The following is a 26,118-nucleotide window of genomic DNA, read 5'->3' on the forward strand; positions in this document are numbered from 1 at the left end:
CTTGCTCCCGATGGCGGTGAATCAGTCACAGGTGCAGTGGCTGATATACCCTCATCGGGGGCAAGCCCCCTCCCACATTTAGATTTGGGTCAGTTTCAAGGCCAGCGCTTTGGCCTGAATCGCCACATCGGTCACCGCCGTACTCTCCCACCACATCCCGCGCAATGGCGGGCCCATGGCGAACAGCCGCCCGCTCACCTGGCCCTGAGCATCGAGCACTGCACCGCAGGCATCCGCCGCAATCCCCAGCGCCAACGGCCCCGGCTGGATCAACCCGCGCTTGAGCAATTGCTGCGGCAACGGCCTGGCCACGCGGCGCCAGTCGTATTCGATGCCGCTGGAGTTGATCAGCGCCGCTCCGTGCACCTGGGTGAGCGCCTGCTCGCCGCGATGGCGCAGGCGAATCGCCACACCGCTGGCCGAAGGCACCAGCCCCTTGAACGACGCCGCGTGAATCTGCAGGCGTCCTTCTGCATGCAAGCGTTCCACCAACTGCGCACTCAACGGCGGCGAACGGTGGTGATGGCTTTCCCACCACGGCCGCACATGCCGCACGAACTGGCGTTTTTCGCGGTCGCTGGCCTGACTCCACAGCCTTGCGATGTGCACCCGCACCGTGTCCAGCGGCGCCTGCCAATCGACGTCCTGGTCGAGCGCGATGCGGCATTGCCGCCGCACCTCACGCACCAGCTGCCGAGGGCTGCGCAGCCGGTGATCAGCGCCAAGAAAGTCGTCCCAGCTCGGCGGCTGGCGGCGCACATGGGGCAACAGACCATGGCGCGAAAACACCTCGATCGGCCCACGGTGCCCGGCCTGTTCGAGGGACACCACGGCATCCACCATGGTCAGCCCGGAGCCGATGATCAGCACGGTCGAATGCGGGTCGAGCCGGGTCATCGCCGGTACGTCCCAGGGGTCCAGCGCCGCAGCGTTCAAGCCGCTGGATTCAGTCTGCGGCGTGCGTGCCGCCGGGAACATGCCGGTGGCCAATACCGCAAAGGTGCCACGCAGGCGTTCGCCGTTATCCAGGGACACCAAGGTGCCGGCAGCCTCAACCTGTAAGTCGACCACCTCTGCACGGACATGCTCGACCGTGGAAGCCGACAGCGCCTTGGCCTCAGCCAGGCGCTGCTGCACATACAGGCCAAATATCCCGCGTGGCGGGAACAGCTCGCTGATGGGCACCGGCTGCTGCGCCGCCTGCGGCCACCCCCCGGCGTCGATGTAGGCGGTGAGCCATTGGGTCAGGTCATCGGCATTGTCCGGGTCGACACTCATGCGCGCCGCATTGCCGTTCAAGGTGTGGCCCAGCTCGACCGCACTGTAGGCCTCGCCTCGCCCCAGTTCCGCGCGCGGCTCAATCACCAGGATGCGCCGCCGGCCTGGCAGGCGCAGCAATTGCACCGCCAGCATCGTACCGCTCAGGCCGCCGCCGACGATCAGTACATCAGCGTTGCGGATCGATTCACTCATGCACGTTCGCCCTTAGCGTTTACCCAGATAAATGTCATGCAAATCACCCCGTGCCAACAGCTCGGGGGCACTGCCACTCAACACCACCCGCCCAGTATCCAATACGTACCCGTGGGACGCATAGGTGAGCGCGACGTTGATGTTCTGCTCAGCGATCAGAAAGCTCACCTGCTCGTCGCGGTTGAGCTGGGCAATGATCGCGAAGATCTCCTGCACGATCATCGGCGCCAACCCCATCGATGGCTCGTCGAGCAGCACCAGCGCAGGACGGGTCATCAACGCCCGGCCAATGGCGACCATTTGCTGCTCGCCCCCGGAGGTCAGCCCGGCGCGGGTGTGGCGCTTGGTCTTGAGCCGGGGGAACCAAGTGTAGATGCGCTCCAGGTCGCTGGCCAGTTCCTTGCGGCTCAAGCGCCGCACGAAGCCGCCGCTGCGCAGGTTGTCTTCCACCGTGAGCTGGCCGAACACATGACGGCCTTCCAGCACATGCACCATGCCCTGGCGCACGCGCTGGCTGGGGTCCACACCCGCCAAGTCGCGGCCGGCGTATTCGATGCGGCCACGGCTGACTTCGGCGCGCTCGGCCCGCACCAACCCGGAAATGGCCTTGAGGGTGGTGCTCTTGCCGGCGCCATTGGCGCCGAGCAACGCAACAATGGCGCCCTTGGGCACACTCAGCGACACCCCGGCCACCGCCAGGATCGCACCGTCATAGATCACCTCGATGTCGTCGACCGTCAGCAACGCCGGGCGCCCTGGCTCAATGGCAGGCTGGTTCATGGTTTATTCATCCCCGTTGCAGGTGCGTGGCGTCAGGTGTTTTTCCTTGGCGAACGCGGCGGATTTTTCATCGATCAGCGGACGCAACAGCGCACGGTCAGCGGCGATCCAGTCGCTGATCAGCGCCCAGTTGGCACCGTCCCACTGCTGCACCCGCGCCGAGCCGCCGCCCTCGTGGTCGCGGCAGGACAGCTTGAGGTTCTGCATCAGGCCCAGGTAGCCCATGTCTTTGAGGCGCGCATCGTCGATATTCAGGTGTTCCAGGCCCCAGCGGCCTTCTTCACCATTGAGCGGGCGCTTGCCGAAGCGGGCCTGGCCGGTGCGGATCGCCTCTACCGCCACGGCGGCGTTCACCAGGCCTGAGTTGTAGTAAACACTGCCGAAGTTTTTCAGGTCCTTGAGGTCGCTGTGGCCCTTGTCGAGGACGTACTGCTTGAGGCGTTTGTGGATCTCGAAGTCGCTGCCTGCCGGGTACGGCGTAAGCGCCAGGTAGCCTTTGGCGGCGACGCCGGCGGGTAACACGTCTTCGCTGGAACTGGCCCAGATATCGCCGATGATATGGTCGACCGGGAAGCCGAAGCGCGCCGCCGTCTTCACTGCCACCGGGGTGGATACGCCCCAGGTGCGCAGGAATACCCAGTCCGGATTGGCCTGGCGGACCTGGCGCCACTGCGCCGACTGCTCGTTGCCGGGGTCAGCCACCGGGATCTGGATATTTTCAAAACCGTATTTTTCGGCAAGCAGCTTCAACGGGCCGAGGGTTTCGCGACCGTAGGCCGAGTCGTGATAGACCGTGGCGATCTTCTTGCCCTTGAGTTTGTCAAAACCGCCTTCGCGCTCGGCGATGTAGTTCACCAGGGTCGAGGCCTCGCTGTAGAAGGTCAGCATCACCGGGAAGTTGTAGGGAAATACCGTGCCATCGGTGGCTTCGGTGCGCCCGTAACCCAAGGTGATCAGCGGGATCTTGTCGACTTCCGCCCGTTCGCTGAGTGCGTAGGCCGCCGGCGCGCCGTTGGGCTGGTACACCGCGACTGGCGCGCCGTCCAGGCCATTCTTGAAGCGCTCGTAGCACTCGATGCCCTTCTCCGCCGTCCACTCGGTCTCGCACTCCTGCCACACCAGCTTCACGCCGTTGATGCCGCCTTCGACTTCGTTGATATAGCGCAGGTAGTCGATCATCCCGGCCCACACCTGCACGCCGCTGGAGGCATAGGCACCGACACGGTAGGTCGCCAGGGGAATGAATTGCTGGTCGGGCGAGGCCATGGCCTGGGGCACGGCGCCAGCCAAGGCCGCCAGCGCGAACGCGGTGCCGACCAGGGAACGTTTCAAGGATGCACGCATGGAGATTCTCTTGAGGGAAGGTTAGAAGCGCAGCGGCCAGTGCCGCAGACGCTCACGCAGGTTGTGCAACAGGCGAATCAGGCCCTCGGGCTCCTTGATCAGGAACACGATGATCAACACGCCAAAGATGATTTTCTGCAGGTTCTGCAACTGCCCCGCATCCACCGCGCCGCCGGACAGCGACTGCCCGGCGTGGCTGAGCAGGATCGGCAGCAAGCTGATAAAGGCCGCGCCGACGAAGTTGCCGGCGATGCTGCCCATGCCACCGATAATGATGATGAACAGGATCTGGAACGAGCGGTTGATATCAAAGCTGCTGGCACTGGCCGTACCCAGGTAGGCGAAGGCCCACAGCGCACCGGCCACGCCTAAATAGAACGAGCTGACCGCGAACGCCAGGCGCTTGTAGCGCACCACCGGGATGCCGACCACGGCAGCAGCAGTGTCCATGTCGCGGATCGCCATCCAGTTGCGCCCCACTTGGCTGCGCACCAGGTTAACGGCGGTCCAGGTCAACAGCAGCACCGTGACCAGGGTCAGCCAGTAGCGGCCCAACGGGGTATTGAGGTCGTGGCCGAACAGCGTCAGCTGCGGGGCGGAAATAGTCCCGGAAGAGCCGTAGTTATAGAACCAGGGGAATTTGACGAACAACCATTCAAGGAAAAACTGCGCCGCCAGCGTCGTCACCATCAGGTAGAAACCCTTGATCCGCGAGCTGGGCAGGCCGAACAACAGGCCCACCAGCGCGCTGATAATCCCGCCGCCGAGCAACGCCACCGGCAAGCCCAACTCCGGCAGGCGCAGCAGAAAACCGTAGGTGGCGAAGGCCCCGACCGCCATGAAGCCCGCCGCGCCGACCGATGTCTGCCCGGTGTAACCGGTGAGCAGGTTCAGGCCCAGCCCGGCCAGCGACAGCACCAGAAACGGCACCAGAATCGCATTGAGCCAATAATCATTGCCCCACAGCGGTACCGCGATAAACGCCAGCGCCAGCCAGGCGAACAGGCCCCAGGGCAAGCGACGCGGCACCAGCAGCAGCGGCGCCGTGGGTTGTGCAACAGAGGTCGACATGGCTTCAGACTCGCTCGATGGCGCGCTCGCCAAACAGGCCGGCGGGACGGATATACAGGAAGGCCAGGGCCACGACATAGGCAAACCACGGCGTGATGCCGCCGCCGATCCACGGGCCGATATACACCTCGGCGAGGTTCTCCGCCGCGCCGACAATCAGCCCGCCGACAATCGCCCCGCCAATCGAGGTGAAGCCGCCGATGATCAACACTGGCAAGGCCTTGAGCACCACCAGCGACAAGGAGAACTGCACGCCCTGGCGCGCGCCCCACAACAGCCCGGCCACCAGCCCGACAATGCCGGCCACTGCCCAGACGATCTGCCAGATGCGGTTGAGGTTGATGCCAATGGACAGCGCCGCCGTGGTGTCATCCGCCACCGCGCGCAACGACACACCGATACGGGTCTTGTTGAACAGCAGCGCGAGCAACGTCACCAGCACCACGGCAGTGGCCGCAGCGATCAGGTCGAACTGGCTGAGCATCAGCGGGCCGACGAACAGCGGCACGTCGTCGATGCCCAAGTCCAGCGCGCGCACCTGCGAGCCCATCAAGCCTTGCGCCAGGCCCTCGATGATGAACGAAAGGCCCAGGGTGGCCATGAACAGGGTGATCTGCGAACGGTTCACCAGTGGCCGCAGCACCAGGCGTTCGATGAGCAAGGCGCCGACGACCATCACGATCACCGTCAGCAGCAACGCCAAGGCAAACGGCACGCCCTGGTCGTGCAGGCTGACGAATGTCAGCGCGGCAAACAGCAGCATCGCGCCCTGGGCAAAGTTGAACACACCGCTGGCCTTGTAGATCAGCACGAAGCCGATGGCGACCAGCGAATACAGGGTGCCGGCGAGCAGGCCGCCGAGCAGGGTTTCGAAGAAGAAGGTCATCAATGTGTCACTCCCAGGTAGGCCGCAATCACCTCGGGATTGGCCTGCACCTCGGCGGGTGTGCCGTCGCCGACCTTGCGCCCGTAATCGAGCACCACCACATGGTCGGACAGGCCCATGACCACGCCCATGTCGTGCTCGATCAACACAACGGTGGTGCCCAGGTCACGGTTCACGTCGGCGACGAAGCGCGCCATTTCCTGTTTTTCCTCGGCGTTCATCCCGGCCATGGGCTCATCCAGCAACAACAGACTGGGCCCGGCGATCAACGCCCGGCCCAGTTCCACGCGCTTTTGCAAGCCATAGGACAGGTTGCCCACCAGCACCTCGCGATAGGCTTGCAACTCCAGGAAGTCCAGGATGCCCTGGGCACGCTCACGGAACGCTTCGGCTTCGCGCCGCGCGCGGGGCAAGCCGAGGGCCTGCTCGATGAAGGTGCTGCGCATATGCCGCGACAGGCCGGTGAGCAGGTTGTCCAGCACGCTCATTTTCTTGAACAGCGCATTGTTCTGGAACGTACGGCCAATGCCTCTGCGCGCAGCGCTCAGCGGGTCGATGCGATGCAGGCGTTGCGCCTCGAACAGGATCTCGCCGGCATCGAAGCGATACACACCATTGAGCACATTGAGCAGCGAGCTTTTGCCGGCGCCGTTAGGGCCGATCAGCGCGCAGATCTCACCGCGCCGCACCTCGAAAGACAACGCGTTGATGGCCTTGACGCCTTTGAACGACAGCGAAATATCACGCACCTGGAGAATGGCCTGGCTCATGCAATGTCCCGTTTGAATTCGGCCAGCCAGGTAGGCTCGGCAGTGGCTTTAAGCGGCTGCCAGATATAGCCCAGGCGCTGGAAGCCCAGCAGCGTACGCACACGATTTTTCAACAACCGGCGCAGGCCGCTTTGGGGATGGGCGATGGCCCAGTCACACAGGCGTCGGCGCCAAGTGCCACGGGGGGCAAGGCGGTTTTCGATGTCGTCGGCCAGGTGCTGCAAGCGTTCGGGCGACAGCAGCAGACCGGTGGGGGCAACTTCGCTGCGATCGCGCCGCGCCGAGGCCAGGGTCTCCGGGAAGGCCAGGCCGTGGCCGCTGTTCAGCCATTGTTTCAACACCACCGCGAGGCCACCTTGCCAGTGAGTGCCCTCCTCGCTCCACAGCAGGGTTTCGCCGGTGGGGTGCCACCAGCGGCTGATGCGTTGCGCGGGATCTACGGGGCCAAGCAACTGGGCGAAGTCCAACCGTTGGGTGAACTCCCAATCGGGTTGGCGACCCTGCACGTAGGCGTGGCTGGGGCGAATGCGCCACAGCTGTTGCTGCAAGGCCTGGGGCTCCAGGCTGTCGGCCAGCGTCAGCACCTGCCCGCCCACCGACTGGGCGGCCAGCGCCAGCAACAATAGGTTCGGCTCAAATGCGCCGCTGAGTGCCAGCCGCGACTGTTCGCTGAAGCCCTGCTGGCGCAAGCCGTCAGCCAAGCGTTCGACGTCGCGCAACGCGTCGATCCAGCGCCAGGCATGCCATTGGCCCTGGCGCTTGTGGCGCAGGGCGATGTGCAACGGCGTGAGTTGCGCCCAGTGGTGCAGGCGTTCCAGGGCGGCTTTGGGTTCGGGCACGCTCATAGGGGTGATGCTCCTATCAGGGGTGGGCGTGCGGTGGTCCGCTGGCTGGGTTCTATCAGGCAATGCAAATCAACTGTGGGAGGGGGCTTGCTCCCGATGGCGGTGGTTCAGTTAAACCACCTTTGACTGGCCCACTGCTATCGGGAGCAAGCCCCCTCCCACATTGGTTTTGTGTAAGGTAGATAGGTCACGGTAGCTGGCGCCCGGATGGTTCGGCCCCAGCCGTGCGCCCTCGCCAAACAACTTCTCACGCAAGGTGCCCTGGGCGTATTCGGTCTTGTACACACCGCGCTTCTGCAACTCCGGCACCAGCAAATCCACCACGTCGATGAAGGTTTCGTGGGTCAGCGCATAGGCCAGGTTGAAGCCGTCCACATCGGTCTCTTCCACCCATTCCTGGAGCAGGTCCGCGACCGTCTGCGGCCCGCCGACAAACAGCGGGCCGAAGCCCCCGATGCCGACCCAGTCGGCCAGTTCATTCGGCGTCCAGACCTTGTTCGGGTCCGCCGTGGAGAAGGCTTCCACCGCCGACTGGATGGCGTTGGTATGCACATGCTTGAGCGGCTCATCGGGACTGAACTGGCTGAAGTCGATGCCGGTCCAGCCGGAGATCAGCGCCATCGCGCCTTCGTAGCTGACATAGGACTTGTAGTCGTCGAACTTGGCCTTCGCCTGCGCGTCGGTCTCGCCGACGATCACCGTTTGCAAGTTGAAGATCAGGATTTTGCGCGGATCACGCCCTGCCTCGGCCGCGCGCCGGCGAATATCGGCCACGGTCTTCTTCAGCAGCACCTTGGACGGCGCGGCCACGAACACGCACTCGGCCTGTTCGGCGGCGAACTGTTTGCCACGGCTTGAGGCCCCCGCCTGGTAGAGCACCGGCGTACGCTGTGGCGAGGGTTCGCACAGGTGAATGCCGGGCACCTGGAAGTGTTTGCCCACATGGCGAATCTCGTGGATCTTGCTCGGGTCGCTGAAAATCCGGCGCTCGCGGTCACGCAGCACCGCGCCCTTTTCCCAGCTGCCTTCCCAGAGCTTGTAGCAAACTTCCAGGTATTCCTCGGCGTAGTCATAACGTGCGTCGTGTTCGGTCTGGGCCTTCTGGCCGAGGTTCTTGGCGCCGCTTTCCAGGTAGGACGTGACGATATTCCAACCGACGCGCCCCTTGGTCAGGTGATCGAGGGTGGAGAGCCTGCGCGCAAACGGATACGGATGCTCGAAGGACAGCGAGGCGGTCAGGCCGAACCCCAGGTGCTCGGTGACCAGCGCCATCGGCGTGATCAGCGATAACGGATCATTGACCGGTACCTGCGTCGCCTGGCGGATCGCCGCGTCGCCGTTGCCGTTGTAGACATCGTAGATCCCCAGCACATCGGCGATGAACAGCCCATCGAATTTGCCCCGTTCGAGGATTTTCGCCAGGTCGGTCCAATATTCCAGGTCCTTGTATTGCCACGAACGGTCGCGCGGGTGCGCCCACAACCCAGGCGATTGATGACCGACACAATTCATGTCGAAGGCATTCAAGCGGATTTCGCGGGCCATCAGAGCACTCCGTTGAGGTGGTAGTTGCCGACGACCTGGTATTTCCAGCGCAACGGGTCATCCACCGACGATGGCAGCGCGGTGCGTTGGCCGGTCAGTTCGAATTCAGCGTTGCTCGCAGCGATAAGGGCTTGGGCCGCCGCGATCTGGGCTTCGGTGAGGGCGACCGGGCTGGGGTCGGTTTCGGCACGCTCGAACAGGGCGGCGGCCACGTCGACACGAATCTGCACATCGCCGAAGCGGCTGATCACATAAGGGTCGTCGCTGCGCTCGACGAAGCGGCGGGTGGTTTCCAGCAGTTGGCGTGCCTGGTTCAATGCGGTCATGGGCAGGGTTCCTCAGTTCCAGGCGTGGCGCGCGGGCTTCACGCCGTTGAGCACGAAGTTGCCGATCAGGTGGTACTTCCAGCGCGCCGGGTCGTGCAGGGTGTGGGTGCGTGCGTTACGCCAGAAACGATCGAGGTTGTACTTGCCCGTGACTGAACGCGTGCCGGCCAGCTCGAAGAGTTGGCTGCTGGCGAGCAACGCCGTTTCGGCGGAAAGCACCTTGGCCTGGGCGACGACCAGCGAGGCATTGGCGACGGTGTCTTCAGTCGGTTCGGCGAGGGCCAGGTCGACCGCTCTGCCGGCCTTGGCGAGGATCGCTTCGGTGCCGTGCACGCGCCACTCCAGGTCGCCGATGGCGGCAATAGTGAACGGGTCCTGCCAGCCGTGCTCCTGCTGGCTGTCGATCCAGGGTCGTGCCTGGCGGGCGTGAATCTTCGCCTGCTCCAGCGCTCCCAGCGCGATGCCGGTATCGACTGCGGCCTGGATAATCTGCGAGATCGGGCCGTTGGCGGTGGGTTGATCGAACGCCAGGTGTGCGGGGATGACCGCACTCGAGGGCACGCTCACACCGTCGAGGGTTACCCCACCACTGGCGGTCGTGCGTTGGCCGAAGCCGTCCCAGCTGTCGATCACCGTGAGGCCGGGCGCATCGCGCTCGATGAAGGCAATCAGCGCCTGCCCGTGCTCGTTGTTGCCGACGGTCGGGACGATGTGCGCAAACAGCGCGCCGGTGCAATAGAACTTCTCGCCGTCAATGCGCGCGGTGTCGCCTTCGACGCGAATCTGCGTGTCGAAGGTCCCGGCGTTTTTGCTCTTGGCTTCGGAAAACGCATTACCGAAGCGATAGCCCGCCAGCACTTTGCCGAAGTAGTGGCGCTTTTGCTCCTCAGTGGCGGTTTGCAGCAGGATATCCACCACGCCGAGGTGGTTCTGCGGAATCTGCCCCAGCGACGGGTCGGCCGCAGAGATCAACTTGATTACCTCGGCCACGGTCACATAGGACACCTCGGCGCCACCGTAGGCTTTGGGAACGGTGATGCCCCACAGGCCGCTGGCGGAAAACTCATCGAGTTCCGCCACCGGCAGGCGCCGCTCACGGTCGCGTTCGCTGGCCTCCAGGGCAAACCGCGCCGCCAGCCGCGTGGCGACCTGGATGGCTTCGGCGTCCGAGCGAATGATATGGGCAGGGTGTTGAGGGTGGGCTGACATGGGCCGACTCCAGGCTCCGAAGGAATAACAGAGCGTTTGCAGGAGTCGTGCCTGAATTTAATCGTCAGCTATATCAAGGTATTACAGGTTAACGAAGGCAGCGGAACGGCTGCCAGGCCAGCAAAATGTCCATCCACTGTTGCCGAGCGAACAGTTAGATCACCACGTTGCGCACAAAACGCACGGTCAGCTCGCCATCGTTGCGATAGCCATGTACCTGACGACTGGCAAACATATAGAACTCACCGGCGGCGACGCGCTTTTCTTCTTCGCCCACCAACAGGGTGAGGCAGCCTTCGAACACAAACAGTTGCACGCTCCAGCCGTCCGGGTCGGGGTCCGGGCTGTAGCGGTCACCCGGTGCCAGGTGCATCTCCCACAGTTCGACTTCACGCCGTGCCGTGGCCTTGGCCAGCAACACGGCTTTGCTGCCGGGGATATCACCCGCCCAGGCCAGCTCGTTGATGCGACTGTGGTCGGCGGCATCCGGCGCCTGGATCAAATCGCTGAAGGCGACATCCAATGCCTCCGCGACGCGGTCGAGGGTCGACAGGCTGACATTCTTCTCCCCCGCCTCGATCGCCACCAGCATGCGCCGGCTGACCCCGGATCTTTCCGAAAGCGCGGTTTGGCTGAGGTCGGCGGCATGGCGCAGGCGACGCACGTTCTGGCTGACGTGTTGCAGGACCGAAGCCCGGTGTGGATTTTCTTTGTGCACTATATTGCTCAATGGGTGGGTGTGCGCAGTATACTGCCCAGCGTGCGGCGCATTGTGCGGTCCGTGCCTTTCCCTTGCAAGACCGAGCCGCCATGACTGCCCCGAACTCCCCTTCGCGTTTCAATCGCTTCAGCAAAGCCGAATGCATCCTGGTGGTGATCACCATGATCTGGGGCGCCACCTTTTTGCTGGTGCAGCATGCCATGGCGGTCAGCGGGCCGATGTTTTTTGTCGGCCTGCGGTTTGCGGCGGCGGCGATTGTGGTCGGCGTTTTTTCCTTGCGTACTTTGCGCGACCTGACCCTGTTCGAGTTGAAAGCCGGGGTGTTCATCGGCGTGGCGATCATGTTCGGTTACGGCTTGCAGACCATTGGCCTGCAGAGCATTCCGAGCAGCCAGTCGGCGTTTATCACCGCGTTGTATGTGCCGTTCGTGCCGCTATTGCAATGGCTGGTACTGGGGCGGCGCCCGGCACTGCTGCCAAGTATTGGCATCATGCTGGCGTTTACCGGATTGATGCTGTTAACCGGGCCGGCCGGCGCTTCTTTCAATTTCAGCCCCGGTGAAATCGCCACGCTGATCTGCGCAATGGCGGTAGCCGCCGAAATCATTCTGATCAGCGCTTATGCCGGGCAAGTGGATGTGCGTCGGGTGACCGTGGTGCAGCTGGCCACGGCGTCGCTGTTGTCGTTCCTGATGGTGGTGCCGATGGGCGAGGCATTGCCGGGCTTTTCGTGGTTGCTGCTGTTCAGTGCGGTGGGCCTGGGCTTGACCAGCGCGGTGATCCAGGTGGCGATGAACTGGGCGCAGCAGAGTGTTTCGCCGACCCGAGCTACCCTGATCTATGCCGGCGAGCCAGTGTGGGCGGGCGTGGTCGGTCGGCTTGCCGGCGAGCGATTCCCGCCGATTGCGATGGTAGGAGCGGCGTTGATTGTGCTGGCGGTGATTGTGAGTGAGATGAAGAGGAGCAGCCCTAAAGTTGTTGATGCCAGGGCCGAAGTTGAAGGGGAAAGTCAGGGGTGATGTTTTGAGCTGCAAGCTACAAGCTGCAAGAAATACGCGGTCGGCTATTCTCTTGCAGCTTGCAGCTTGCAGCTTGTAGCTGTTTTCCACTGCTCTTGTAGGATCCTGCCACATCTTGCCGTTTGGTGATCGAGAAAGCGGCACGTATGATGCATCCCAAACTCCCGCAGATTAGAAGCCTATGTCCCTGATAGTTCTACTGCTTCTGCCATTCATTGGCAGCTGTCTGGCGGCCTTGCTGCCGCACAACGCACGCAACACCGAATCCTTGCTGGCCGGCCTGGTGGCCTTGGTCGGCACCATACAAGTCGCGCTGCTTTACCCCCAGATCGCCCATGGCGGCGTGATCCGTGAAGAATTCATGTGGTTACCCAGCCTCGGCCTGAATTTCGTGCTGCGCATGGATGGCTTCGCCTGGCTGTTCTCAATGCTGGTGCTGGGCATCGGTACGCTGGTGTCGCTGTATGCGCGTTACTACATGTCGCCGGACGACCCGGTGCCACGTTTTTTCGCGTTTTTCCTGGCCTTCATGGGCGCCATGCTCGGCCTGGTGATTTCCGGCAACCTGATCCAGATCGTGTTTTTCTGGGAACTGACCAGCCTGTTCTCGTTCCTGTTGATCGGTTACTGGCACCACCGCGCCGATGCCAGGCGCGGTGCCTACATGGCGTTGATGGTCACCGGCGCGGGCGGCCTGTGCCTGTTGGCCGGGGTGATGTTGCTCGGGCATATCGTCGGCAGCTATGACCTGGACCAGGTGCTGGCGGCGGGCGACCAGATTCGCGCGCACTCGCTGTACCCGGCGATGCTCGCCCTGGTGCTGATCGGCGCCTTGAGCAAAAGCGCGCAGTTCCCCTTCCACTTCTGGCTGCCCCACGCCATGGCGGCGCCCACGCCGGTTTCGGCCTATCTGCACTCGGCCACGATGGTGAAGGCCGGCGTGTTCCTGCTGGCCCGCCTGTGGCCGTCGCTGTCGGGCAGCGAAGAATGGTTCTGGATCGTCGGCGGTGCCGGCGCCATTACCCTCCTCCTCGGCGCTTACTGCGCCATGTTTCAAAACGATCTCAAGGGCCTGCTGGCCTACTCCACCATCAGTCACCTCGGGCTGATTACCCTGCTGCTGGGCCTCAACAGCCCGCTGGCGGCCGTCGCGGCAGTGTTCCACATCCTCAACCACGCTACCTTCAAGGCCTCGCTGTTCATGGCGGCGGGCATCATCGACCACGAAAGCGGCACGCGGGATATCCGCAAGCTCAGTGGGTTGGTGCGCCTGATCCCGTTCACCGCGACCCTGGCGATGGTGGCCAGTGCCTCGATGGCCGGCGTGCCATTGCTCAATGGCTTCTTGTCCAAAGAGATGTTCTTCGCCGAAACGGTGTTTATCTCGGCGACAAAATGGGTGGAAATCACGCTGCCGTTGATCGCGACCATCGCCGGCACCTTCAGCGTGGCCTATGCGTTGCGGTTTACCGTGGATGTGTTCTTCGGCCCGCCTGCCACCAACTTGCCCCACACGCCCCACGAACCCCCTCGCTGGATGCGCGCGCCGGTTGAGCTGTTGGTGTTCACCTGCCTGCTGGTGGGGATTTTCCCGGCCCAGATGGTCGGCTCGATCCTCGCGGCCGCCGCGTTGCCCGTGGTGGGCGGCGTGCTGCCCGAGTACAGCCTGGCGATCTGGCACGGCTGGAACGCTCCGTTGATCATGAGCCTGGTGGCCATGTGCGGCGGTGTGGTGCTGTACCTGATGCTGCGCAAACAACTCAAGCGTGGCCGCTTCGCCTACCCGCCCCTGGTCGGTTATTTCAACGGCAAGCGCGGCTTCGAGCACTGCCTGGTGCTGATGATGCGCGGCGTGCGTCGCCTGGAAAAACGCATCAGCACCAAGCGCCTGCAAACCCAATTGTTCCTGCTGGTGATCGTCGCGGTGATCGGCGCCATGATCCCCATGTTCAACAGCGGCCTGAGCTGGGGCGACCGGCCGAAAATTCCCGGTTCCATCGTGTTCGTCACCCTGTGGTTGCTGGCGATTGCCTGCGCGTTGGGCGCCGCCTGGCAGGCCAAGTACCACCGGCTGGCGGCCCTCACCATGGTCAGCGTGTGCGGCCTGATGACCTGCATTACCTTTGTGTGGTTCTCGGCGCCGGACCTGGCGCTGACGCAACTGGTGGTGGAAGTGGTGACCACCGTGCTGATCCTGCTCGGCCTGCGCTGGCTGCCACGGCGGATCGAAGAAGTCTCGCCGCTGCCCAGCTCGCTGCGCAAGGCACGTATCCGGCGCCTGCGCGACTTTCTGCTGTCCACTGTGGTGGGCGGCGGTATGGCGCTGCTGTCTTACGCGATGCTGACCCGCCAGACGCCCAACGATATCTCCTCGTTCTACCTCAGCCGCGCCCTGCCCGAGGGCGGCGGCAGCAATGTGGTGAACGTGATGCTGGTGGACTTCCGCGGCTTCGACACCCTTGGCGAGATCACCGTGCTCGGCGCAGTGGCGCTGACCGTGTACGCGCTGCTGCGGCGCTTCCGCCCGTCGAAAGAAAGCATGGAACTGCCGCCTCAACAGCGCCAGCTCGCGCCCGATGTCGCCACCGACCTGGTCAACCCGCGCCAGGCCAGCGACACCGCCCTGGGCTTCATGATGGTGCCGGCGGTGCTGGTGCGCCTGCTGTTGCCGATAGCGCTGGTGGTGTCGTTCTACCTGTTCATGCGCGGCCATAACCAACCGGGCGGCGGCTTTGTCGCGGGTTTGGTGATGTCGGTGGCGTTCATCCTGCAATACATGGTGGCCGGTACCCAGTGGGTCGAGGCGCAGATGAGCCTGCGGCCGATGCGCTGGATGGGCTTCGGCCTGCTGTCAGCGACCCTCACCGGGCTTGGTGCGTTGTTCGCCGGGTACCCGTTCCTCACCACCCATACCTGGCACCTGAGCGTGCCGGTGCTGGGCGATATCCATGTCGCCAGCGCATTGTTTTTCGACGTCGGCGTCTACGCCATGGTCGTCGGTTCGACCCTGCTGATGCTCACCGCCCTCGGCCACCAATCGGTGCGCGCGCACAAACCGAGCAACCAGCTCAAAGCCGTCGCCAACCCACAAGGAGCTGCCGCCTGATGGAAGAAGTCATTGCAATTGCCATTGGGGTGCTGGCAGCCTCCGGCGTCTGGTTGATCCTGCGGCCACGGACATTCCAGGTGGTGATGGGCCTGTGCCTGTTGTCCTACGGCGTCAACCTGTTCATTTTCAGCATGGGCAGCCTGTTTATCGGCAAGGAGCCAATCATCAAGGACGGCGTGCCCCAGGACCTGCTCAACTACACCGACCCCCTGCCCCAGGCGCTGGTGCTCACGGCGATCGTGATCAGCTTCGCCATGACCGCGTTGTTCCTGGTGGTGCTGCTGGCCTCCCGTGGCCTGACCGGTACCGACCATGTGGATGGCCGGGAGCCCAAGGCATGAATTGGGTCAATCAACTGATCGTTGCGCCGATCCTGCTGCCCTTGCTGACCGCCGCGCTGATGCTGATGCTCGGCGAGAAACGCCGCCCGCTGAAGGCAAAAATCAACCTGGTCTCGAGCATGCTGGGACTGGGCATCGCCGTGCTGCTGTTGTACTGGACGCAAAAAGGCGGCCCCGGCTCGATCGGCGTGTACCTGCCGGGCAACTGGCAAGTGCCATTCGGCATCGTGCTGGTGGTGGACCAACTGTCGGCGCTGATGCTGGTGCTGACCGGGATCATCGGCGTGAGCGCGCTGCTGTTCGCCATGGCCCGCTGGGACCGTGCCGGCACCAGTTTCCATGCGCTGTTCCAGGTGCAGATGATGGGCCTGTACGGCGCCTTCCTCACCGCTGACCTGTTCAATCTGTTCGTGTTTTTCGAGGTGCTGCTGGCGGCGTCCTACGGCTTGGTGCTGCACGGCTCGGGCCGCGCGCGGGTGTCGTCGGGGCTGCATTACATCGCGATCAACCTGCTGGCGTCGTCGCTGTTCCTGATCGGCGCGGCGATGATCTACGGGGTCACCGGCACGCTGAACTTCGCTGACCTGGCGCTGAAAATCCCGCTGGTGCCGGAGGCCGATCGCGGCCTGCTGCACGCCGGTGCGGCGATCCTGGCCACCGCATTCCTGGCCAAGGCCGGTATGTGGCCGCTGAACTTCTGGCTGGCCCCGGCCTACTCCTCGGCCAGCGCGCCGGTGGCGGCGATGTTCGCGATCATGACCAAAGTGGGCGTGTACACCGTGCTGCGCTTGTGGACGCTGCTGTTCTCCGGCCAGGCCGGCGCTTCGGCGTTGTTTGGCGGTGACTGGCTGGTGTACGGCGGCATGGCTACGATTGTCTGCGCGGCGCTGGCAATGCTCGCGGCGCAGCGCCTGGAACGCATGGCGAGCCTGAGCATTCTGGTCTCGGCCGGCATCCTGCTGTCGGCGGTGGGCTTTGCCCAGCCGAGCCTGACGGCAGGGGCGCTGTTTTATCTGGTCAGCTCCACCCTGGCGCTGAGCGCGCTGTTTTTGCTGGCTGAATTGATCGAACGCTCGCGCTCGGCCAATGACCTGCCGCTGGATGAAGAGATCGACGCACTGCCCAAGGCCATGGAATCCCTGCATCCACGGCCCGGCGTCAACCTCGACGATGAACAGAAAGCCGTGGTCGGCCAGGTGATTCCATGGACCATGGCGTTCCTGGGGTTGAGCTTTGTCGCTTGCGCGCTGCTGATCATCGGCATGCCACCGCTGTCCGGGTTTATCGGCAAGCTCAGTTTGTTAAGCGCGCTGGTCAACCCGCTGGGCCTGGGCAATGCGCTGGATGAACCGATTCGCGCGGCGGCCTGGGGCCTGGTGGCGCTGTTGATCCTGTCTGGCCTGGCCTCGCTGATCGCCTTCGCACGGCTCGGCATCCAGCGCTTCTGGACACCCGAAGAGCGCCCATCGCCCCTGCTGCGCCGCTACGAATGTATGCCGATCTTCCTGCTGCTGGGCCTGAGCATTGCGCTGACCTTCAAGGCCGAGCCCCTGATGCGCTACACCCTGGCCACCGCCAACAGCCTGAATAACCCTGAGCATTACGTAATGGCAGTGATGGCGACGCGTCCGGTCCCCAGCCCTGAAGCCAAGGCCGCCGCCCTGGAGGTGCAGCCATGAAACGCCTGTTTCCCGCGCCGTGGCTGTCGCTGGCCTTGTTGGGCTTGTGGCTGGTGCTGAACCTGTCCATCAGCCCCGGCAACCTGCTGCTCGGTGCGCTGCTGGGCGTGCTTGCGCCATTGATGATGGCGCCACTGCGCCCGCAACCGATCAGCCTGCGCCGTCCCGGCGTGATCCTGCGCCTGTTCCTGCTGGTGGGCCGCGACGTGATTGTCTCCAACCTGCAAGTGGCCTGGGGCGTCTTGACCTGTGGCTCACGCGCGCCGCGTTCGCGCTTTATCAAGATCCCCCTGGACCTGCGCAGCCCCAACGGCCTCGCGGCGCTGTCGATGATCACCACGGTGATCCCCGGCACCATCTGGTCCGAACTGGCGCTGGACCGCAGCATCCTGCTCTTGCACGTGTTCGACCTGGACGAGGAAGCGCCGTTTATCGCGCACTTCAAAGCCACCTATGAGCGGCCCCTGATGGAGATCTTCGAATGAGCGCCCTGCTCTCCAATGCGATCCTGTTCAGTCTGTTCCTGTTCAGTCTGGCGATGGTGCTGACCTTGATCCGCCTGTTCAAAGGTCCCTCGGCCCAGGACCGGGTACTGGCGCTGGATTACCTATACATCCTGGCGATGCTGATGATGCTGGTGCTGGGCATTCGCTATGCCAGTGACACCTACTTTGAAGCGGCGCTGTTGATTGCGCTGTTCGGCTTCGTCGGCTCGTTCGCCCTGGCCAAATTCCTGCTGCGTGGGGAGGTGATTGAATGATGCCGTTGTGGATGGAAATCGTCGTGGCGATACTGCTGGTGCTCAGCAGCGTGTTCGCTTTGATCGGAGCGATTGGTTTGCTGAGGATGAAAGACTTCTTCCAGCGCATGCACCCGCCAGCCCTGGCCTCGACCATTGGGGCGTGGTGCGTGGCATTGGCGTCGATTATCTATTTTTCGGTGCTCAAGTCCGGGCCGGTGTTGCACGGCTGGTTGATCCCGATTCTGTTGTCGATCACGGTGCCGGTGACCACCTTGCTATTGGCCCGTACCGCGCTGTTCCGCAAGCGCATGGCCGGGGACGACGTGCCCGCCGAGGTCAGCAGCCGCCGCTGATTTAAAATGTGGGAGGGGGCAAGCCCCCTCCCACATTTGGTTTTGTGCCAAGCGAAAGGTCTGGTTCCCCCAACCTTTTAGCCCAGTTGCTCACATAGAAATGCGCTGCTGGCGACCCTGGAAGTCGGGTGGAACGCCAACACACGCGTTGCCACCAGCAGATAGGCGACTTCTTCCGACGACATGAACGCCATGCCGCCCATGAGTTCGAAGGCACGCGTGCCGATACGATTGACCGCTTCCTGCACCGCGAAGCGTGTGGCCTGTGCACGCGCCAGGTCGGTGCGCAAGAAGCGGTTTTCGTCTATCGAAGTGGCCAACCCCTGCAACGCCATCGTCGCCCCTTGCAGATCGATCAGCAACAGCGCCCGGTCTTCCGGTGAGCCCTTACCGGCCGTCAATGCGCGCGATGCCAACGCGGACGCCATGCCCAGGTAGGACGCCGCCGCCAGCAACTGGAACCAGATCGCAAACAAATGGTTACCCGTGCCCTGTTGATCCTCATCGAGCTGCTCATCCACGGTTTTGCTGAAATGCATCATGGACTCGGGAACCACCAGGTTATTGAACCGCACCTCGTGACTGTCGGCCGCCTGCAAATGGGGAACAGACCAGAATGTTTTCCGCTCGATACAGGGATCCCCCGCCAACCCCGCGCCAATGCCAAGGTGCATCTGGCCTTGCGGATCAACGTAATTGACGCCAAACGTGATCACATCGAAGTGATGGGTCATGGTGCACGGTTTCTTGCTGCCATTGACCACATAGCCGTCGGCGGTTTTCTCCACGGCCATGGTTGACGCCAAAATATCCGAATGCGCACGTCCTTCGGCGAACCCGGACGCAACCAACAAGTCGTTGCGTGCAACGATGCTCAACAGTCCTTCAAGATCAGGAAAGAAATAACTGCCCGCCATCATGCCGGCGACGGTGTGGTGATGCATGGTCATCATCACCGCCAATGAAGGGCAGTGTGCGCCGACCCACGTATGCAACTGCGCCAACTTGCGCGCACTGACACCTCCTCCACCCAGTGTCTCAGCGATGGCAAGCCCAGGCCGGCCCACTGTTCGAAACAGATCGGCCAACCGTTGCGACTGTCCCCGTTCAAGCTCCAAAAGCGATGCGGATTCAAGGAAGGCTGCCATTTGCGGTATCAGCTCAAAAGCCGTATTGCGTTCTTCTGTCAAAAACATGCGCTTAAAACCCTTCAATGATTCGTGCAATATGCCAACCACACTCAACGGAGTGCCCACTTATTCACTTCAAATAATGACGCGCATAACGCTGATCCAAATTCGATAACGGTAACAACATAAAGAAATCAGCCGAATGAAAATCAGCGTCCCACGCCGGTTCGCCGCACACCCAGGCACCACTGCGCAAATAACCTTTTAATAAAGGTGGCATGGGCGCAGGTTGTGCGCTTTTCACTTCATGAAGCACAAAGGGTATATGAGGGATGACACGATATTCAGAGGGCGCGAATTGTTCAGGCTTAAACGCACGATAGATCGCCGATGCGTGATGACCGCCATCCGTCAAACTGACGCTGGCACACCCCATCAAGTAATCACACCCTTCACGTTGCATATAGGCTGCCAGGCCCGACCACAGCATCATGATCACGCTGCCGCTGCGGTAGTCAGGGTGCACACAGGCATGCCCCGCTTCGATAATACGGGAACGCAAATGATCCAGACGGCTCAGGTCGAATTCATTCTCCGAGTAGTAGTGCCCCAAGTGCCGGGCCGCCGTCGGACTCATTACACGATAAGTACCGACCACGCAGTCCGTTGCGGTATCGCGCACAATCAGATGGTCGCAATAGTCATCAAACTCGTCGACATTCAAACCTTGCGCGTTCTTAAGTGCCGTCGCCTGGAAAGTTTCATTGAACACTTTATAACGAAGGGCTTGTACTTCTCGCAGTTGCTCTGACGTACTGGCGAGGCCGACGATCAATTTACCGCCATGTGGCGGCAAGCCTGAACCCGCGCCCCTGGTCTCTGTAAGCATTTGCATATAGTTTCCCTTCTTACAACGACAAGTAATAAACAAAACATTACCTGTCCTGCTTGAGGGGAGACTGTAAGGAAACTCTGAAACCTAGGGTGAATTCGGCAAGACTATAATCAAAGCGAAAGTCAACATTTTGACCGCCAGTCGGTTCCGACAGTGTTTAGGGTGTTACTTAAAAATGGCTGCACACCCTTCGGCGGTCGCCAAATCCATCGACCGCGTTTCGCCGCCCGGTTAAACTTCGAGCGCACAACGCCCGCACCCAGGTAGCGGGCGTTTTTTTATGCCTGAGCTAAAAATGTGCGATCGATGCCAAGCGATGGACCGTATTCGTGCCGCCCATTTTCGCCACCCTCCAGGAATCGGTCGAATACCGCATGACCGAATGGGGCCAGAGCCTGTGCCTGGTGCTGGACAGGCTGCTCAAATGGCAGGCCGCCAAACCCGCGAGCTAGACCGTAGGCATGGTCCCGCCGTCGATCACGGACTTGGTGCCGCTGTTTGTAGCGACCACGCAGCCCGCGGCGGTCGAACTCATACCAGAATCTCCAATGCAGCGATCCTGCCGCCTTCCAGGCCGAAGACATACCGCAAGTCCAGCGGGCTTCCAGGAAAGTCGCCGACCAGATGGCTGGTGACCACGGTTTTATCGCCCTGTACTTCACAGGCGAAGGGTTCGCTGGTGTAGGTGTACTTGTCGGAGGTGCCGTCCTTCCAGGCCTGGATCGCCGGCAACCCGATATAGGTATGGCCCTCATCCTTCACCACCGCGTCGGCGGTGAAACATTCGCTGAAATCGCCTGTTTTGGCGGCGTCTGCGGCGAAGTAAAGGGCGATGGCTGGGGCAAGCGCGAGGGTCATGGTGGGTATTCCTGAAGATTGGATAGGACTCCAGCATAGAAAACTGGCGCGACTCGCCACAAGAACGCACGAAAAGGTAATGGGCTTACTGCAAAGTAAGTATGAGGCCGGCCCAGGCATCAACGCCTGCTCACACGCTGGATCGGGTGAGTTGATCGTTCCCACGCTCCGCGTGGGAACGCCGCCTGGGGCGCTCCGCGTCCCGCTATCCGTACGGGTGACGCAGAGCGTCACGGAATGCATTCCCACGCGGAGTTTGGGAACGATCGCCCCGAACCAGTCGGGGCGTTTTTCATTCAGCGTGCAGTAACCAACGCTCAGTCAGCCAACCGCCAGGTCGTCCCGCCCTTCCCGTCTTCCAACACCACACCCATCGCAGTCAGTTGGTCACGGATACGGTCGGACTCCGCCCAATCCTTATTGGTACGAGCCGCCAAACGCGCCTGGATCAGCGCGTCGATTTCAGCTGCGTCCACACGCCCTTCGGCGCCGGCTTGCAGGAAGTCATCGGCTTCCATCTGCAATACGCCCAGCACGCTGGCCAGCTCTTTCAGGCGCGCCGCCAGGCCCGCCGCTGCCTCGAGATCAGTCTCACGCAAACGGTTGATCTCACGCACCATTTCAAACAGCACTGCGCAGGCTTCCGGCGTGCCGAAGTCGTCGTTCATGACTTCGGTAAACCGTGCCACAAACGCTTCGCCGCCGGCGGGGGCCACGGCAGGCAGGCCTTTCAACGCATGGTAGAACCGCTCCAGGGCGCCCTTGGCGTCCTTGAGGTTGTCTTCCGAGTAGTTGATGGCGCTGCGGTAGTGGCTGGACACCAACAAATAACGCACAACCTCCGGGTGGTACTTCTCCAGCACGTCGCGGATGGTGAAGAAGTTGTTCAAGGACTTGGACATCTTCTCGCCATTGATGCGGATCATGCCGCAGTGCATCCAGGCATTGGCGTAAGTCTTGCCGGTGGCCGCTTCGCTCTGGGCGATTTCGTTTTCGTGGTGCGGGAACTCCAGGTCGCTGCCGCCGCCATGAATGTCGAAGGTCTCGCCCAGGCAGCAGGTGGACATCACCGAGCATTCGATGTGCCAGCCCGGACGCCCGGCGCCCCACGGCGACTCCCAGCTCGGCTCGCCGGGCTTGGCGGCTTTCCACAGCACGAAGTCGAGTGGGTCCTGCTTGGCCTCGTCGACTTCGATGCGCGCGCCGATGCGCAGGTCTTCGATTTTCTTGCGCGACAGCTTGCCGTAGCCCATGAACTTGGCCACGCGGTAGTACACGTCGCCGTTGCCCGGGGCGTAGGCGTAACCCTTGTCGATCAGGGTCTGGATCATCGCGTGCATGCCAGGGATGTGGTCCGTGGCGCGCGGTTCCATGTCCGGCTTGAGGATATTGAGGCGCGCCTCGTCCTCATGCATGGCGGCGATCATGCGCTCGGTCAGCGCGTCGAACGCCTCGCCGTTTTCATTGGCGCGGTTGATGATCTTGTCGTCGATGTCGGTGATGTTGCGCACATAGGTCAAGTCATAGCCGCTGAAACGCAACCAGCGGGTCACCAGGTCGAAGGCAACCATGCTGCGGCCATGGCCGATATGGCAGTAGTCGTACACGGTCATGCCGCACACGTACATGCGCACCTTGTTGCCATCCAGCGGCTTGAAGACTTCTTTGGTCTTGCTGAGTGTGTTGTAGATCGTTAGCACAACGGCTTCCTTAGAGAATCACTGGCCCCACGAATCACGCAAGGTCACGGTACGGTTGAATACCGGATGACCAGGTTTGGAGTCCTTGATATCCGCGCAGAAGTAACCTTCGCGCTCGAACTGGAACCGATCTTCCGGCTGTGCGTCGCCAAGCGATGGCTCGGCACGACAACCCGTGAGAACTTGCAGCGAATCTGGGTTGATGTTGTCGAGGAAGCTTGCGCTGTCTTCGGCTTTCTCAGGGTTCGGCGAGCGGAACAGCCGATCGTACAGGCGCACTTCGCACTCGATGCTGGCAGCGGCCGGGACCCAGTGGACCACGCCCTTGACCTTGCGGCCTTCGGGGTTCTTGCCCAGGGTGTCCGGGTCGTACGAGCAGCGCAGTTCGACGATGTTGCCATCGGCGTCCTTGATGGTTTCATCGGCACGGATCACGTAGCTGCCGCGCAGGCGCACTTCGCCGTTGGGTTCCAGGCGTTTGTAGCCCTTTGGCGGCTCTTCCATGAAGTCATCGCGGTCGATGTAGATTTCACGCGCGAACGGCAGCTTGCGCACGCCCAGCTCTTCTTTCTGCGGATGACGCGGCAGTTCGAGGTTTTCGACCTGGTCTTGCGGATAGTTGGTGATCACGACCTTCAACGGACGCAACACGCACATGGCACGCGGGGCATTGGCGTCGAGGTCCTGGCGGATGCTGAATTCGAGCATGCCGAAGTCGACCACGCCGTCGGAACGGTTGGTGCCGACCATCTCGCAGAAATTGCGGATCGACGCCGGGGTGTAGCCGCGACGGCGGAAGCCCGACAACGTCGACATGCGCGGGTCGTCCCAGCCGAACACGTGCTTTTCATCCACCAGTTGCTTGAGCTTGCGCTTGCTGGTGATGGTGTAGTTCAGGTTCAAGCGGCTGAACTCGTACTGGCGGGGCTGTGCCGGCACCGGCAGGTTGCTCAGGAACCACTCGTACAGCGGACGGTGGCTTTCGAACTCCAGGGTGCAGATGGAGTGAGTGATGCCTTCGATGGCGTCCGACTGACCGTGGGTGAAGTCATAGTTGGGGTAGATGCACCACTTGTCACCGGTCTGGTGGTGGTGGGCATGGCGGATGCGGTACATGATCGGGTCGCGCAGGTTCATGTTCGGCGAGGCCATGTCGATCTTGGCGCGCAGCACGCGGGCGCCGTCCGGGAACTCACCCGCACGCATGCGGGCGAACCAGTCGAGGTTCTCTTCTACCGAACGGTCGCGGAACGGGCTGTTCTTGCCCGGCTCGGTCAGGGTGCCGCGGTATTCCTTGGCCTGTTCCGGGCTCAGGTCGTCGACGTAGGCCTTGCCGGCCTTGATCAGCTCGACGGCCCAGTCGTGCAACTGGTCGAAATATTGCGAGGCATAGCGCACTTCACCAGACCATTGGAAACCCAGCCACTTCACGTCGCTTTCGATGGCGTCGATGTATTCCTGGTCTTCCTTGGCCGGGTTGGTGTCGTCGAAACGCAGGTGCGTGACGCCGCCGAATTCCTGGGCCAGGCCGAAGTTCACACAGATCGACTTGGCGTGACCGATGTGCAGGTAGCCGTTGGGCTCTGGCGGGAAACGGGTGACGATCTGCGTGTGCTTGCCCGAATCCAGGTCCGCCTGGATGATCGGGCGCAGGAAATTGACCGGGACGGCAGGTCCGGCCTTGGAATTCGAGGTAGGGTCGACAGTGGGCTTGCTCATAGGATCCTTGAACAGACAGGTTCGTGGCCGGGTGAGGCCAGATAAAACAAAGGGCTTATCATAGCCGAACCTGTCAACCGCCTGACAGAGCGCGGTCAAAAACTGCTGGTTTAATTGCCTTGGCGGTAAAAAACCACCTCGAAATTCCTGCAGGGCACGCTAAACTGCGCGACTTGGCCGCCGTTTAGCCAGGCAGGTAAAGCGTTTATTCGCCCAACCCCACGAATTCCCTGAAAAGAGTAGTGAACATGACTCAAGTCAAACTGACCACCAACCACGGTGACATCGTCATCGAGCTGAACGCCGAGAAAGCGCCGATCACCGTCGCCAACTTCATCGAGTACGTCAAAGCCGGCCACTACGAAAACACCGTTTTCCACCGTGTCATCGGCAACTTCATGATCCAGGGCGGCGGTTTCGAGCCCGGCATGAAAGAGAAGAAAGACAAGCGCCCAAGCATCCAGAACGAAGCGGACAACGGCCTTTCCAACGACAAGTACACCGTCGCCATGGCCCGTACCATGGAGCCGCATTCCGCCTCCGCGCAGTTCTTCATCAACGTGGCCGACAACGCCTTCCTCAACCACAGCGGCAAGAACGTACAGGGTTGGGGTTACGCAGTGTTCGGTAAAGTCACCGCAGGCACCGACGTTGTCGACAAGATCAAAGGCGTGTCCACCACCTCCAAGGCCGGCCACCAGGACGTTCCAGCCGAAGACGTGATCGTCGAGAAAGCCGAGATCATCGAAGCGTGATATTGCTGATTTCAGATTTGCATCTGGAAGAGGAGCGCCCGGACATCACCCGGGCGTTTCTGGATCTGCTCCACGGCCGCGCCCGTGGCGCCCAGGCGTTGTACATTCTGGGCGACTTCTTCGAAGCCTGGATTGGCGACGATGGGATGACACCGTTCCAGCGCTCGATCTGCGCCGCACTGCGCGAACTGAGCGACAGCGGCACCCCGATTTTCATCATGCACGGCAACCGCGACTTCCTGATCGGCAAGGCCTTCTGCAAAGCGGCAGGCGCAACGCTGCTCAAGGACCCGAGTGTCGTGCAGCTCGCCGGCGAACCCGTGCTGCTGATGCACGGCGACAGCCTCTGCACCCGCGACCTCGGCTATATGAAGCTGCGGCGCATTCTGCGCAACCCGATGGTGCTGTTCATCCTGCGCCACCTGCCCCTGCGTACCCGCCACCGGCTGGCACGCAAGCTGCGCAGTGAAAGCAGTGCCCAGGTACGGATGAAGGCCAACGACATTGTCGACGTCACGCCGGAAGAAGTGCCACGGGTCATGCAACACTTTGGCGTGCGCACCCTAGTTCACGGCCACACCCACCGCCCTGCCATCCATAAACTGCAGATTGGTGAGCAGGCGGCCAAGCGCATTGTGCTGGGGGATTGGGACAAGCAAGGTTGGGCGTTGCAGGTGGATGAGCAAGGCTTTCAACTGGCGGCGTTTGACTTCGTCAATCCGCAGTTGGCATTGCCTGGCGCTTGATCCTCAAACACCGTTGATCCATGTAAACAAAGATCAAACTGTGGGAGGGGGCTTGCCCCCGATGAGGGAGTGTCAATTGATACATCTGTAACTGACACACCG

The 26,118-nt window shown here is 62.1% G+C and carries 26 protein-coding genes; 10 read left to right on the forward strand and 16 right to left on the reverse strand.

Annotation, left to right across the window (positions count from 1 at the left end; all coding sequences use genetic code 11):
- Positions 1 to 78: 78 nt before the first annotated feature.
- The 11 genes from C4J91_RS16530 to C4J91_RS16580 all read right to left on the reverse strand — a co-directional run bounded on the left by C4J91_RS16530 (position 79) and on the right by C4J91_RS16580 (position 10,967).
- Positions 79 to 1,473, reverse strand: a complete 1,395-nt coding sequence (locus C4J91_RS16530) for an FAD/NAD(P)-binding protein (RefSeq protein WP_124363317.1) — start codon at positions 1,471 to 1,473, stop codon at positions 79 to 81.
- Positions 1,474 to 1,485: 12 nt separating this feature from the next.
- Positions 1,486 to 2,253 carry an ABC transporter ATP-binding protein gene (locus C4J91_RS16535; RefSeq protein WP_124363318.1) on the reverse strand — a complete coding sequence of 256 codons (768 nt, stop codon included), beginning with the start codon at positions 2,251 to 2,253 and terminating at the stop codon, positions 1,486 to 1,488.
- Positions 2,254 to 2,256: 3 nt separating this feature from the next.
- The gene (locus tag C4J91_RS16540; protein ID WP_124363319.1) at positions 2,257 to 3,597 is read right to left on the reverse strand and encodes an ABC transporter substrate-binding protein; all 1,341 of its coding nucleotides are present in this window, start codon (positions 3,595 to 3,597) and stop codon (positions 2,257 to 2,259) included.
- 21 nt (positions 3,598 to 3,618) lie between these two features.
- Positions 3,619 to 4,668 carry a branched-chain amino acid ABC transporter permease gene (locus C4J91_RS16545; RefSeq protein ID WP_124363320.1) on the reverse strand — a complete coding sequence of 350 codons (1,050 nt, stop codon included), beginning with the start codon at positions 4,666 to 4,668 and terminating at the stop codon, positions 3,619 to 3,621.
- Positions 4,669 to 4,672: 4 nt separating this feature from the next.
- Positions 4,673 to 5,554, reverse strand: a complete 882-nt coding sequence (locus C4J91_RS16550; protein WP_124363321.1) for a branched-chain amino acid ABC transporter permease — start codon at positions 5,552 to 5,554, stop codon at positions 4,673 to 4,675.
- Positions 5,554 to 6,324, reverse strand: coding sequence for an ABC transporter ATP-binding protein (locus C4J91_RS16555; protein ID WP_124363322.1), 771 nt, complete (start codon positions 6,322 to 6,324; stop codon positions 5,554 to 5,556). The genes C4J91_RS16550 and C4J91_RS16555 overlap by 1 nt, the downstream gene beginning before the upstream one ends.
- Positions 6,321 to 7,169 carry an AMP-binding protein gene (locus C4J91_RS16560; RefSeq protein WP_124363323.1) on the reverse strand — a complete coding sequence of 283 codons (849 nt, stop codon included), beginning with the start codon at positions 7,167 to 7,169 and terminating at the stop codon, positions 6,321 to 6,323. The genes C4J91_RS16555 and C4J91_RS16560 overlap by 4 nt, the downstream gene beginning before the upstream one ends.
- A 111-nt stretch (positions 7,170 to 7,280) precedes the next feature.
- On the reverse strand, positions 7,281 to 8,714 hold the full coding sequence (locus tag C4J91_RS16565) for an LLM class flavin-dependent oxidoreductase (RefSeq protein ID WP_124363324.1): 1,434 nt from the start codon (positions 8,712 to 8,714) through the stop codon (positions 7,281 to 7,283).
- A complete protein-coding gene (locus C4J91_RS16570; RefSeq protein ID WP_124363325.1) occupies positions 8,714 to 9,040 on the reverse strand; it encodes an acyl-CoA dehydrogenase in 327 nt (108 codons plus the stop codon). The genes C4J91_RS16565 and C4J91_RS16570 overlap by 1 nt, the downstream gene beginning before the upstream one ends.
- Positions 9,041 to 9,052: 12 nt before the next feature.
- Positions 9,053 to 10,249 carry an SfnB family sulfur acquisition oxidoreductase gene (locus C4J91_RS16575; protein WP_124363326.1) on the reverse strand — a complete coding sequence of 399 codons (1,197 nt, stop codon included), beginning with the start codon at positions 10,247 to 10,249 and terminating at the stop codon, positions 9,053 to 9,055.
- A gap of 154 nt (positions 10,250 to 10,403) precedes the next feature.
- Positions 10,404 to 10,967, reverse strand: a complete 564-nt coding sequence (locus C4J91_RS16580; protein ID WP_124363327.1) for a helix-turn-helix domain-containing protein — start codon at positions 10,965 to 10,967, stop codon at positions 10,404 to 10,406.
- Positions 10,968 to 11,059: 92 nt separating this feature from the next.
- On the opposite strand from C4J91_RS16580, the gene C4J91_RS16585 reads away from it, so the two are divergent.
- The 7 genes from C4J91_RS16585 (at position 11,060) to C4J91_RS16615 (ending at position 18,213) form a co-directional block, all read left to right on the forward strand.
- Complete coding sequence (locus tag C4J91_RS16585; protein WP_124363328.1) at positions 11,060 to 11,989, forward strand: DMT family transporter; 930 nt, start codon at positions 11,060 to 11,062, stop codon at positions 11,987 to 11,989.
- Positions 11,990 to 12,170: 181 nt separating this feature from the next.
- Positions 12,171 to 15,095 carry a monovalent cation/H+ antiporter subunit A gene (locus C4J91_RS16590; protein WP_124363329.1) on the forward strand — a complete coding sequence of 975 codons (2,925 nt, stop codon included), beginning with the start codon at positions 12,171 to 12,173 and terminating at the stop codon, positions 15,093 to 15,095.
- Positions 15,095 to 15,439, forward strand: a complete 345-nt coding sequence (locus tag C4J91_RS16595; protein WP_124363330.1) for a Na+/H+ antiporter subunit C — start codon at positions 15,095 to 15,097, stop codon at positions 15,437 to 15,439. The genes C4J91_RS16590 and C4J91_RS16595 overlap by 1 nt, the downstream gene beginning before the upstream one ends.
- Complete coding sequence (locus C4J91_RS16600) at positions 15,436 to 17,118, forward strand: monovalent cation/H+ antiporter subunit D (protein ID WP_124363331.1); 1,683 nt, start codon at positions 15,436 to 15,438, stop codon at positions 17,116 to 17,118. The genes C4J91_RS16595 and C4J91_RS16600 overlap by 4 nt, the downstream gene beginning before the upstream one ends.
- Positions 17,115 to 17,603 (forward strand): Na+/H+ antiporter subunit E, encoded by a 489-nt coding sequence (locus tag C4J91_RS16605; RefSeq protein ID WP_124363332.1) that lies wholly within the window; start codon positions 17,115 to 17,117, stop codon positions 17,601 to 17,603. Before C4J91_RS16600 ends, C4J91_RS16605 begins: the two co-directional genes overlap by 4 nt.
- Complete coding sequence (locus tag C4J91_RS16610; RefSeq protein ID WP_005789171.1) at positions 17,600 to 17,878, forward strand: K+/H+ antiporter subunit F; 279 nt, start codon at positions 17,600 to 17,602, stop codon at positions 17,876 to 17,878. The genes C4J91_RS16605 and C4J91_RS16610 overlap by 4 nt, the downstream gene beginning before the upstream one ends.
- Positions 17,875 to 18,213, forward strand: a complete 339-nt coding sequence (locus C4J91_RS16615; RefSeq protein ID WP_124363333.1) for a Na+/H+ antiporter subunit G — start codon at positions 17,875 to 17,877, stop codon at positions 18,211 to 18,213. Before C4J91_RS16610 ends, C4J91_RS16615 begins: the two co-directional genes overlap by 4 nt.
- A gap of 77 nt (positions 18,214 to 18,290) precedes the next feature.
- Here C4J91_RS16615 and C4J91_RS16620 read toward each other — a convergent pair whose 3' ends face one another.
- Together C4J91_RS16620 and C4J91_RS16625 are read right to left on the reverse strand one after the other, a co-directional pair.
- Positions 18,291 to 19,439, reverse strand: coding sequence for an acyl-CoA dehydrogenase family protein (locus C4J91_RS16620; protein WP_124363334.1), 1,149 nt, complete (start codon positions 19,437 to 19,439; stop codon positions 18,291 to 18,293).
- A gap of 34 nt (positions 19,440 to 19,473) precedes the next feature.
- A complete protein-coding gene (locus tag C4J91_RS16625; RefSeq protein WP_124363335.1) occupies positions 19,474 to 20,238 on the reverse strand; it encodes a GNAT family N-acetyltransferase in 765 nt (254 codons plus the stop codon).
- 329 nt (positions 20,239 to 20,567) lie between these two features.
- Between C4J91_RS16625 and C4J91_RS16630 the strand changes: the two genes are divergently transcribed.
- Entirely contained in the window at positions 20,568 to 20,690 is a 123-nt protein-coding gene (locus C4J91_RS16630) for a hypothetical protein (protein WP_256681595.1), read from the forward strand.
- A 79-nt stretch (positions 20,691 to 20,769) separates the two neighbouring features.
- Here C4J91_RS16630 and C4J91_RS16635 read toward each other — a convergent pair whose 3' ends face one another.
- The 3 genes from C4J91_RS16635 to C4J91_RS16645 all read right to left on the reverse strand — a co-directional run bounded on the left by C4J91_RS16635 (position 20,770) and on the right by C4J91_RS16645 (position 24,515).
- Positions 20,770 to 21,096 (reverse strand): nuclear transport factor 2 family protein, encoded by a 327-nt coding sequence (locus C4J91_RS16635; RefSeq protein WP_124363336.1) that lies wholly within the window; start codon positions 21,094 to 21,096, stop codon positions 20,770 to 20,772.
- Between the two features lie 317 nt (positions 21,097 to 21,413).
- The gene (cysS, locus tag C4J91_RS16640; protein WP_124363337.1) at positions 21,414 to 22,796 is read right to left on the reverse strand and encodes a cysteine--tRNA ligase; all 1,383 of its coding nucleotides are present in this window, start codon (positions 22,794 to 22,796) and stop codon (positions 21,414 to 21,416) included.
- Between the two features lie 18 nt (positions 22,797 to 22,814).
- The gene (locus tag C4J91_RS16645) at positions 22,815 to 24,515 is read right to left on the reverse strand and encodes a glutamine--tRNA ligase/YqeY domain fusion protein (RefSeq protein ID WP_124363338.1); all 1,701 of its coding nucleotides are present in this window, start codon (positions 24,513 to 24,515) and stop codon (positions 22,815 to 22,817) included.
- 248 nt (positions 24,516 to 24,763) lie between these two features.
- Here C4J91_RS16645 and C4J91_RS16650 point away from each other — a divergent pair, with 248 nt between their 5' ends.
- Positions 24,764 to 25,270 (forward strand): peptidylprolyl isomerase, encoded by a 507-nt coding sequence (locus C4J91_RS16650; protein ID WP_065877469.1) that lies wholly within the window; start codon positions 24,764 to 24,766, stop codon positions 25,268 to 25,270.
- Positions 25,267 to 26,016, forward strand: a complete 750-nt coding sequence (gene lpxH, locus C4J91_RS16655; protein ID WP_124363339.1) for a UDP-2,3-diacylglucosamine diphosphatase — start codon at positions 25,267 to 25,269, stop codon at positions 26,014 to 26,016. Before C4J91_RS16650 ends, lpxH begins: the two co-directional genes overlap by 4 nt.
- Positions 26,017 to 26,118 lie beyond the last annotated feature (102 nt).

The sequence above is a fragment of the Pseudomonas sp. R3-52-08 genome (assembly GCF_003851745.1).
GTDB lineage: Bacteria > Pseudomonadota > Gammaproteobacteria > Pseudomonadales > Pseudomonadaceae > Aquipseudomonas.

What these genes read in the sequence shown, in the direction of transcription:
- C4J91_RS16650 (WP_065877469.1), top strand. Translation starts at nt 24,764, where the DNA reads ATGACTCAAGTCAAACTGACCACCAACCACGGTGACATCGTCATCGAG.
- C4J91_RS16560 (WP_124363323.1), bottom strand. Translation starts at nt 7,169, where the DNA reads ATGAGCGTGCCCGAACCCAAAGCCGCCCTGGAACGCCTGCACCACTGG.
- C4J91_RS16590 (WP_124363329.1), top strand. Translation starts at nt 12,171, where the DNA reads ATGTCCCTGATAGTTCTACTGCTTCTGCCATTCATTGGCAGCTGTCTG.
- C4J91_RS16530 (WP_124363317.1), bottom strand. Translation starts at nt 1,473, where the DNA reads ATGAGTGAATCGATCCGCAACGCTGATGTACTGATCGTCGGCGGCGGC.
- C4J91_RS16550 (WP_124363321.1), bottom strand. Translation starts at nt 5,554, where the DNA reads ATGACCTTCTTCTTCGAAACCCTGCTCGGCGGCCTGCTCGCCGGCACC.
- C4J91_RS16555 (WP_124363322.1), bottom strand. Translation starts at nt 6,324, where the DNA reads ATGAGCCAGGCCATTCTCCAGGTGCGTGATATTTCGCTGTCGTTCAAA.
- C4J91_RS16570 (WP_124363325.1), bottom strand. Translation starts at nt 9,040, where the DNA reads ATGACCGCATTGAACCAGGCACGCCAACTGCTGGAAACCACCCGCCGC.
- C4J91_RS16535 (WP_124363318.1), bottom strand. Translation starts at nt 2,253, where the DNA reads ATGAACCAGCCTGCCATTGAGCCAGGGCGCCCGGCGTTGCTGACGGTC.
- C4J91_RS16645 (WP_124363338.1), bottom strand. Translation starts at nt 24,515, where the DNA reads ATGAGCAAGCCCACTGTCGACCCTACCTCGAATTCCAAGGCCGGACCT.
- C4J91_RS16615 (WP_124363333.1), top strand. Translation starts at nt 17,875, where the DNA reads ATGATGCCGTTGTGGATGGAAATCGTCGTGGCGATACTGCTGGTGCTC.
- C4J91_RS16585 (WP_124363328.1), top strand. Translation starts at nt 11,060, where the DNA reads ATGACTGCCCCGAACTCCCCTTCGCGTTTCAATCGCTTCAGCAAAGCC.
- C4J91_RS16540 (WP_124363319.1), bottom strand. Translation starts at nt 3,597, where the DNA reads ATGCGTGCATCCTTGAAACGTTCCCTGGTCGGCACCGCGTTCGCGCTG.
- C4J91_RS16625 (WP_124363335.1), bottom strand. Translation starts at nt 20,238, where the DNA reads ATGCAAATGCTTACAGAGACCAGGGGCGCGGGTTCAGGCTTGCCGCCA.
- C4J91_RS16610 (WP_005789171.1), top strand. Translation starts at nt 17,600, where the DNA reads ATGAGCGCCCTGCTCTCCAATGCGATCCTGTTCAGTCTGTTCCTGTTC.
- C4J91_RS16545 (WP_124363320.1), bottom strand. Translation starts at nt 4,668, where the DNA reads ATGTCGACCTCTGTTGCACAACCCACGGCGCCGCTGCTGCTGGTGCCG.
- C4J91_RS16575 (WP_124363326.1), bottom strand. Translation starts at nt 10,249, where the DNA reads ATGTCAGCCCACCCTCAACACCCTGCCCATATCATTCGCTCGGACGCC.
- C4J91_RS16565 (WP_124363324.1), bottom strand. Translation starts at nt 8,714, where the DNA reads ATGGCCCGCGAAATCCGCTTGAATGCCTTCGACATGAATTGTGTCGGT.
- C4J91_RS16600 (WP_124363331.1), top strand. Translation starts at nt 15,436, where the DNA reads ATGAATTGGGTCAATCAACTGATCGTTGCGCCGATCCTGCTGCCCTTG.
- C4J91_RS16595 (WP_124363330.1), top strand. Translation starts at nt 15,095, where the DNA reads ATGGAAGAAGTCATTGCAATTGCCATTGGGGTGCTGGCAGCCTCCGGC.
- C4J91_RS16635 (WP_124363336.1), bottom strand. Translation starts at nt 21,096, where the DNA reads ATGACCCTCGCGCTTGCCCCAGCCATCGCCCTTTACTTCGCCGCAGAC.
- C4J91_RS16605 (WP_124363332.1), top strand. Translation starts at nt 17,115, where the DNA reads ATGAAACGCCTGTTTCCCGCGCCGTGGCTGTCGCTGGCCTTGTTGGGC.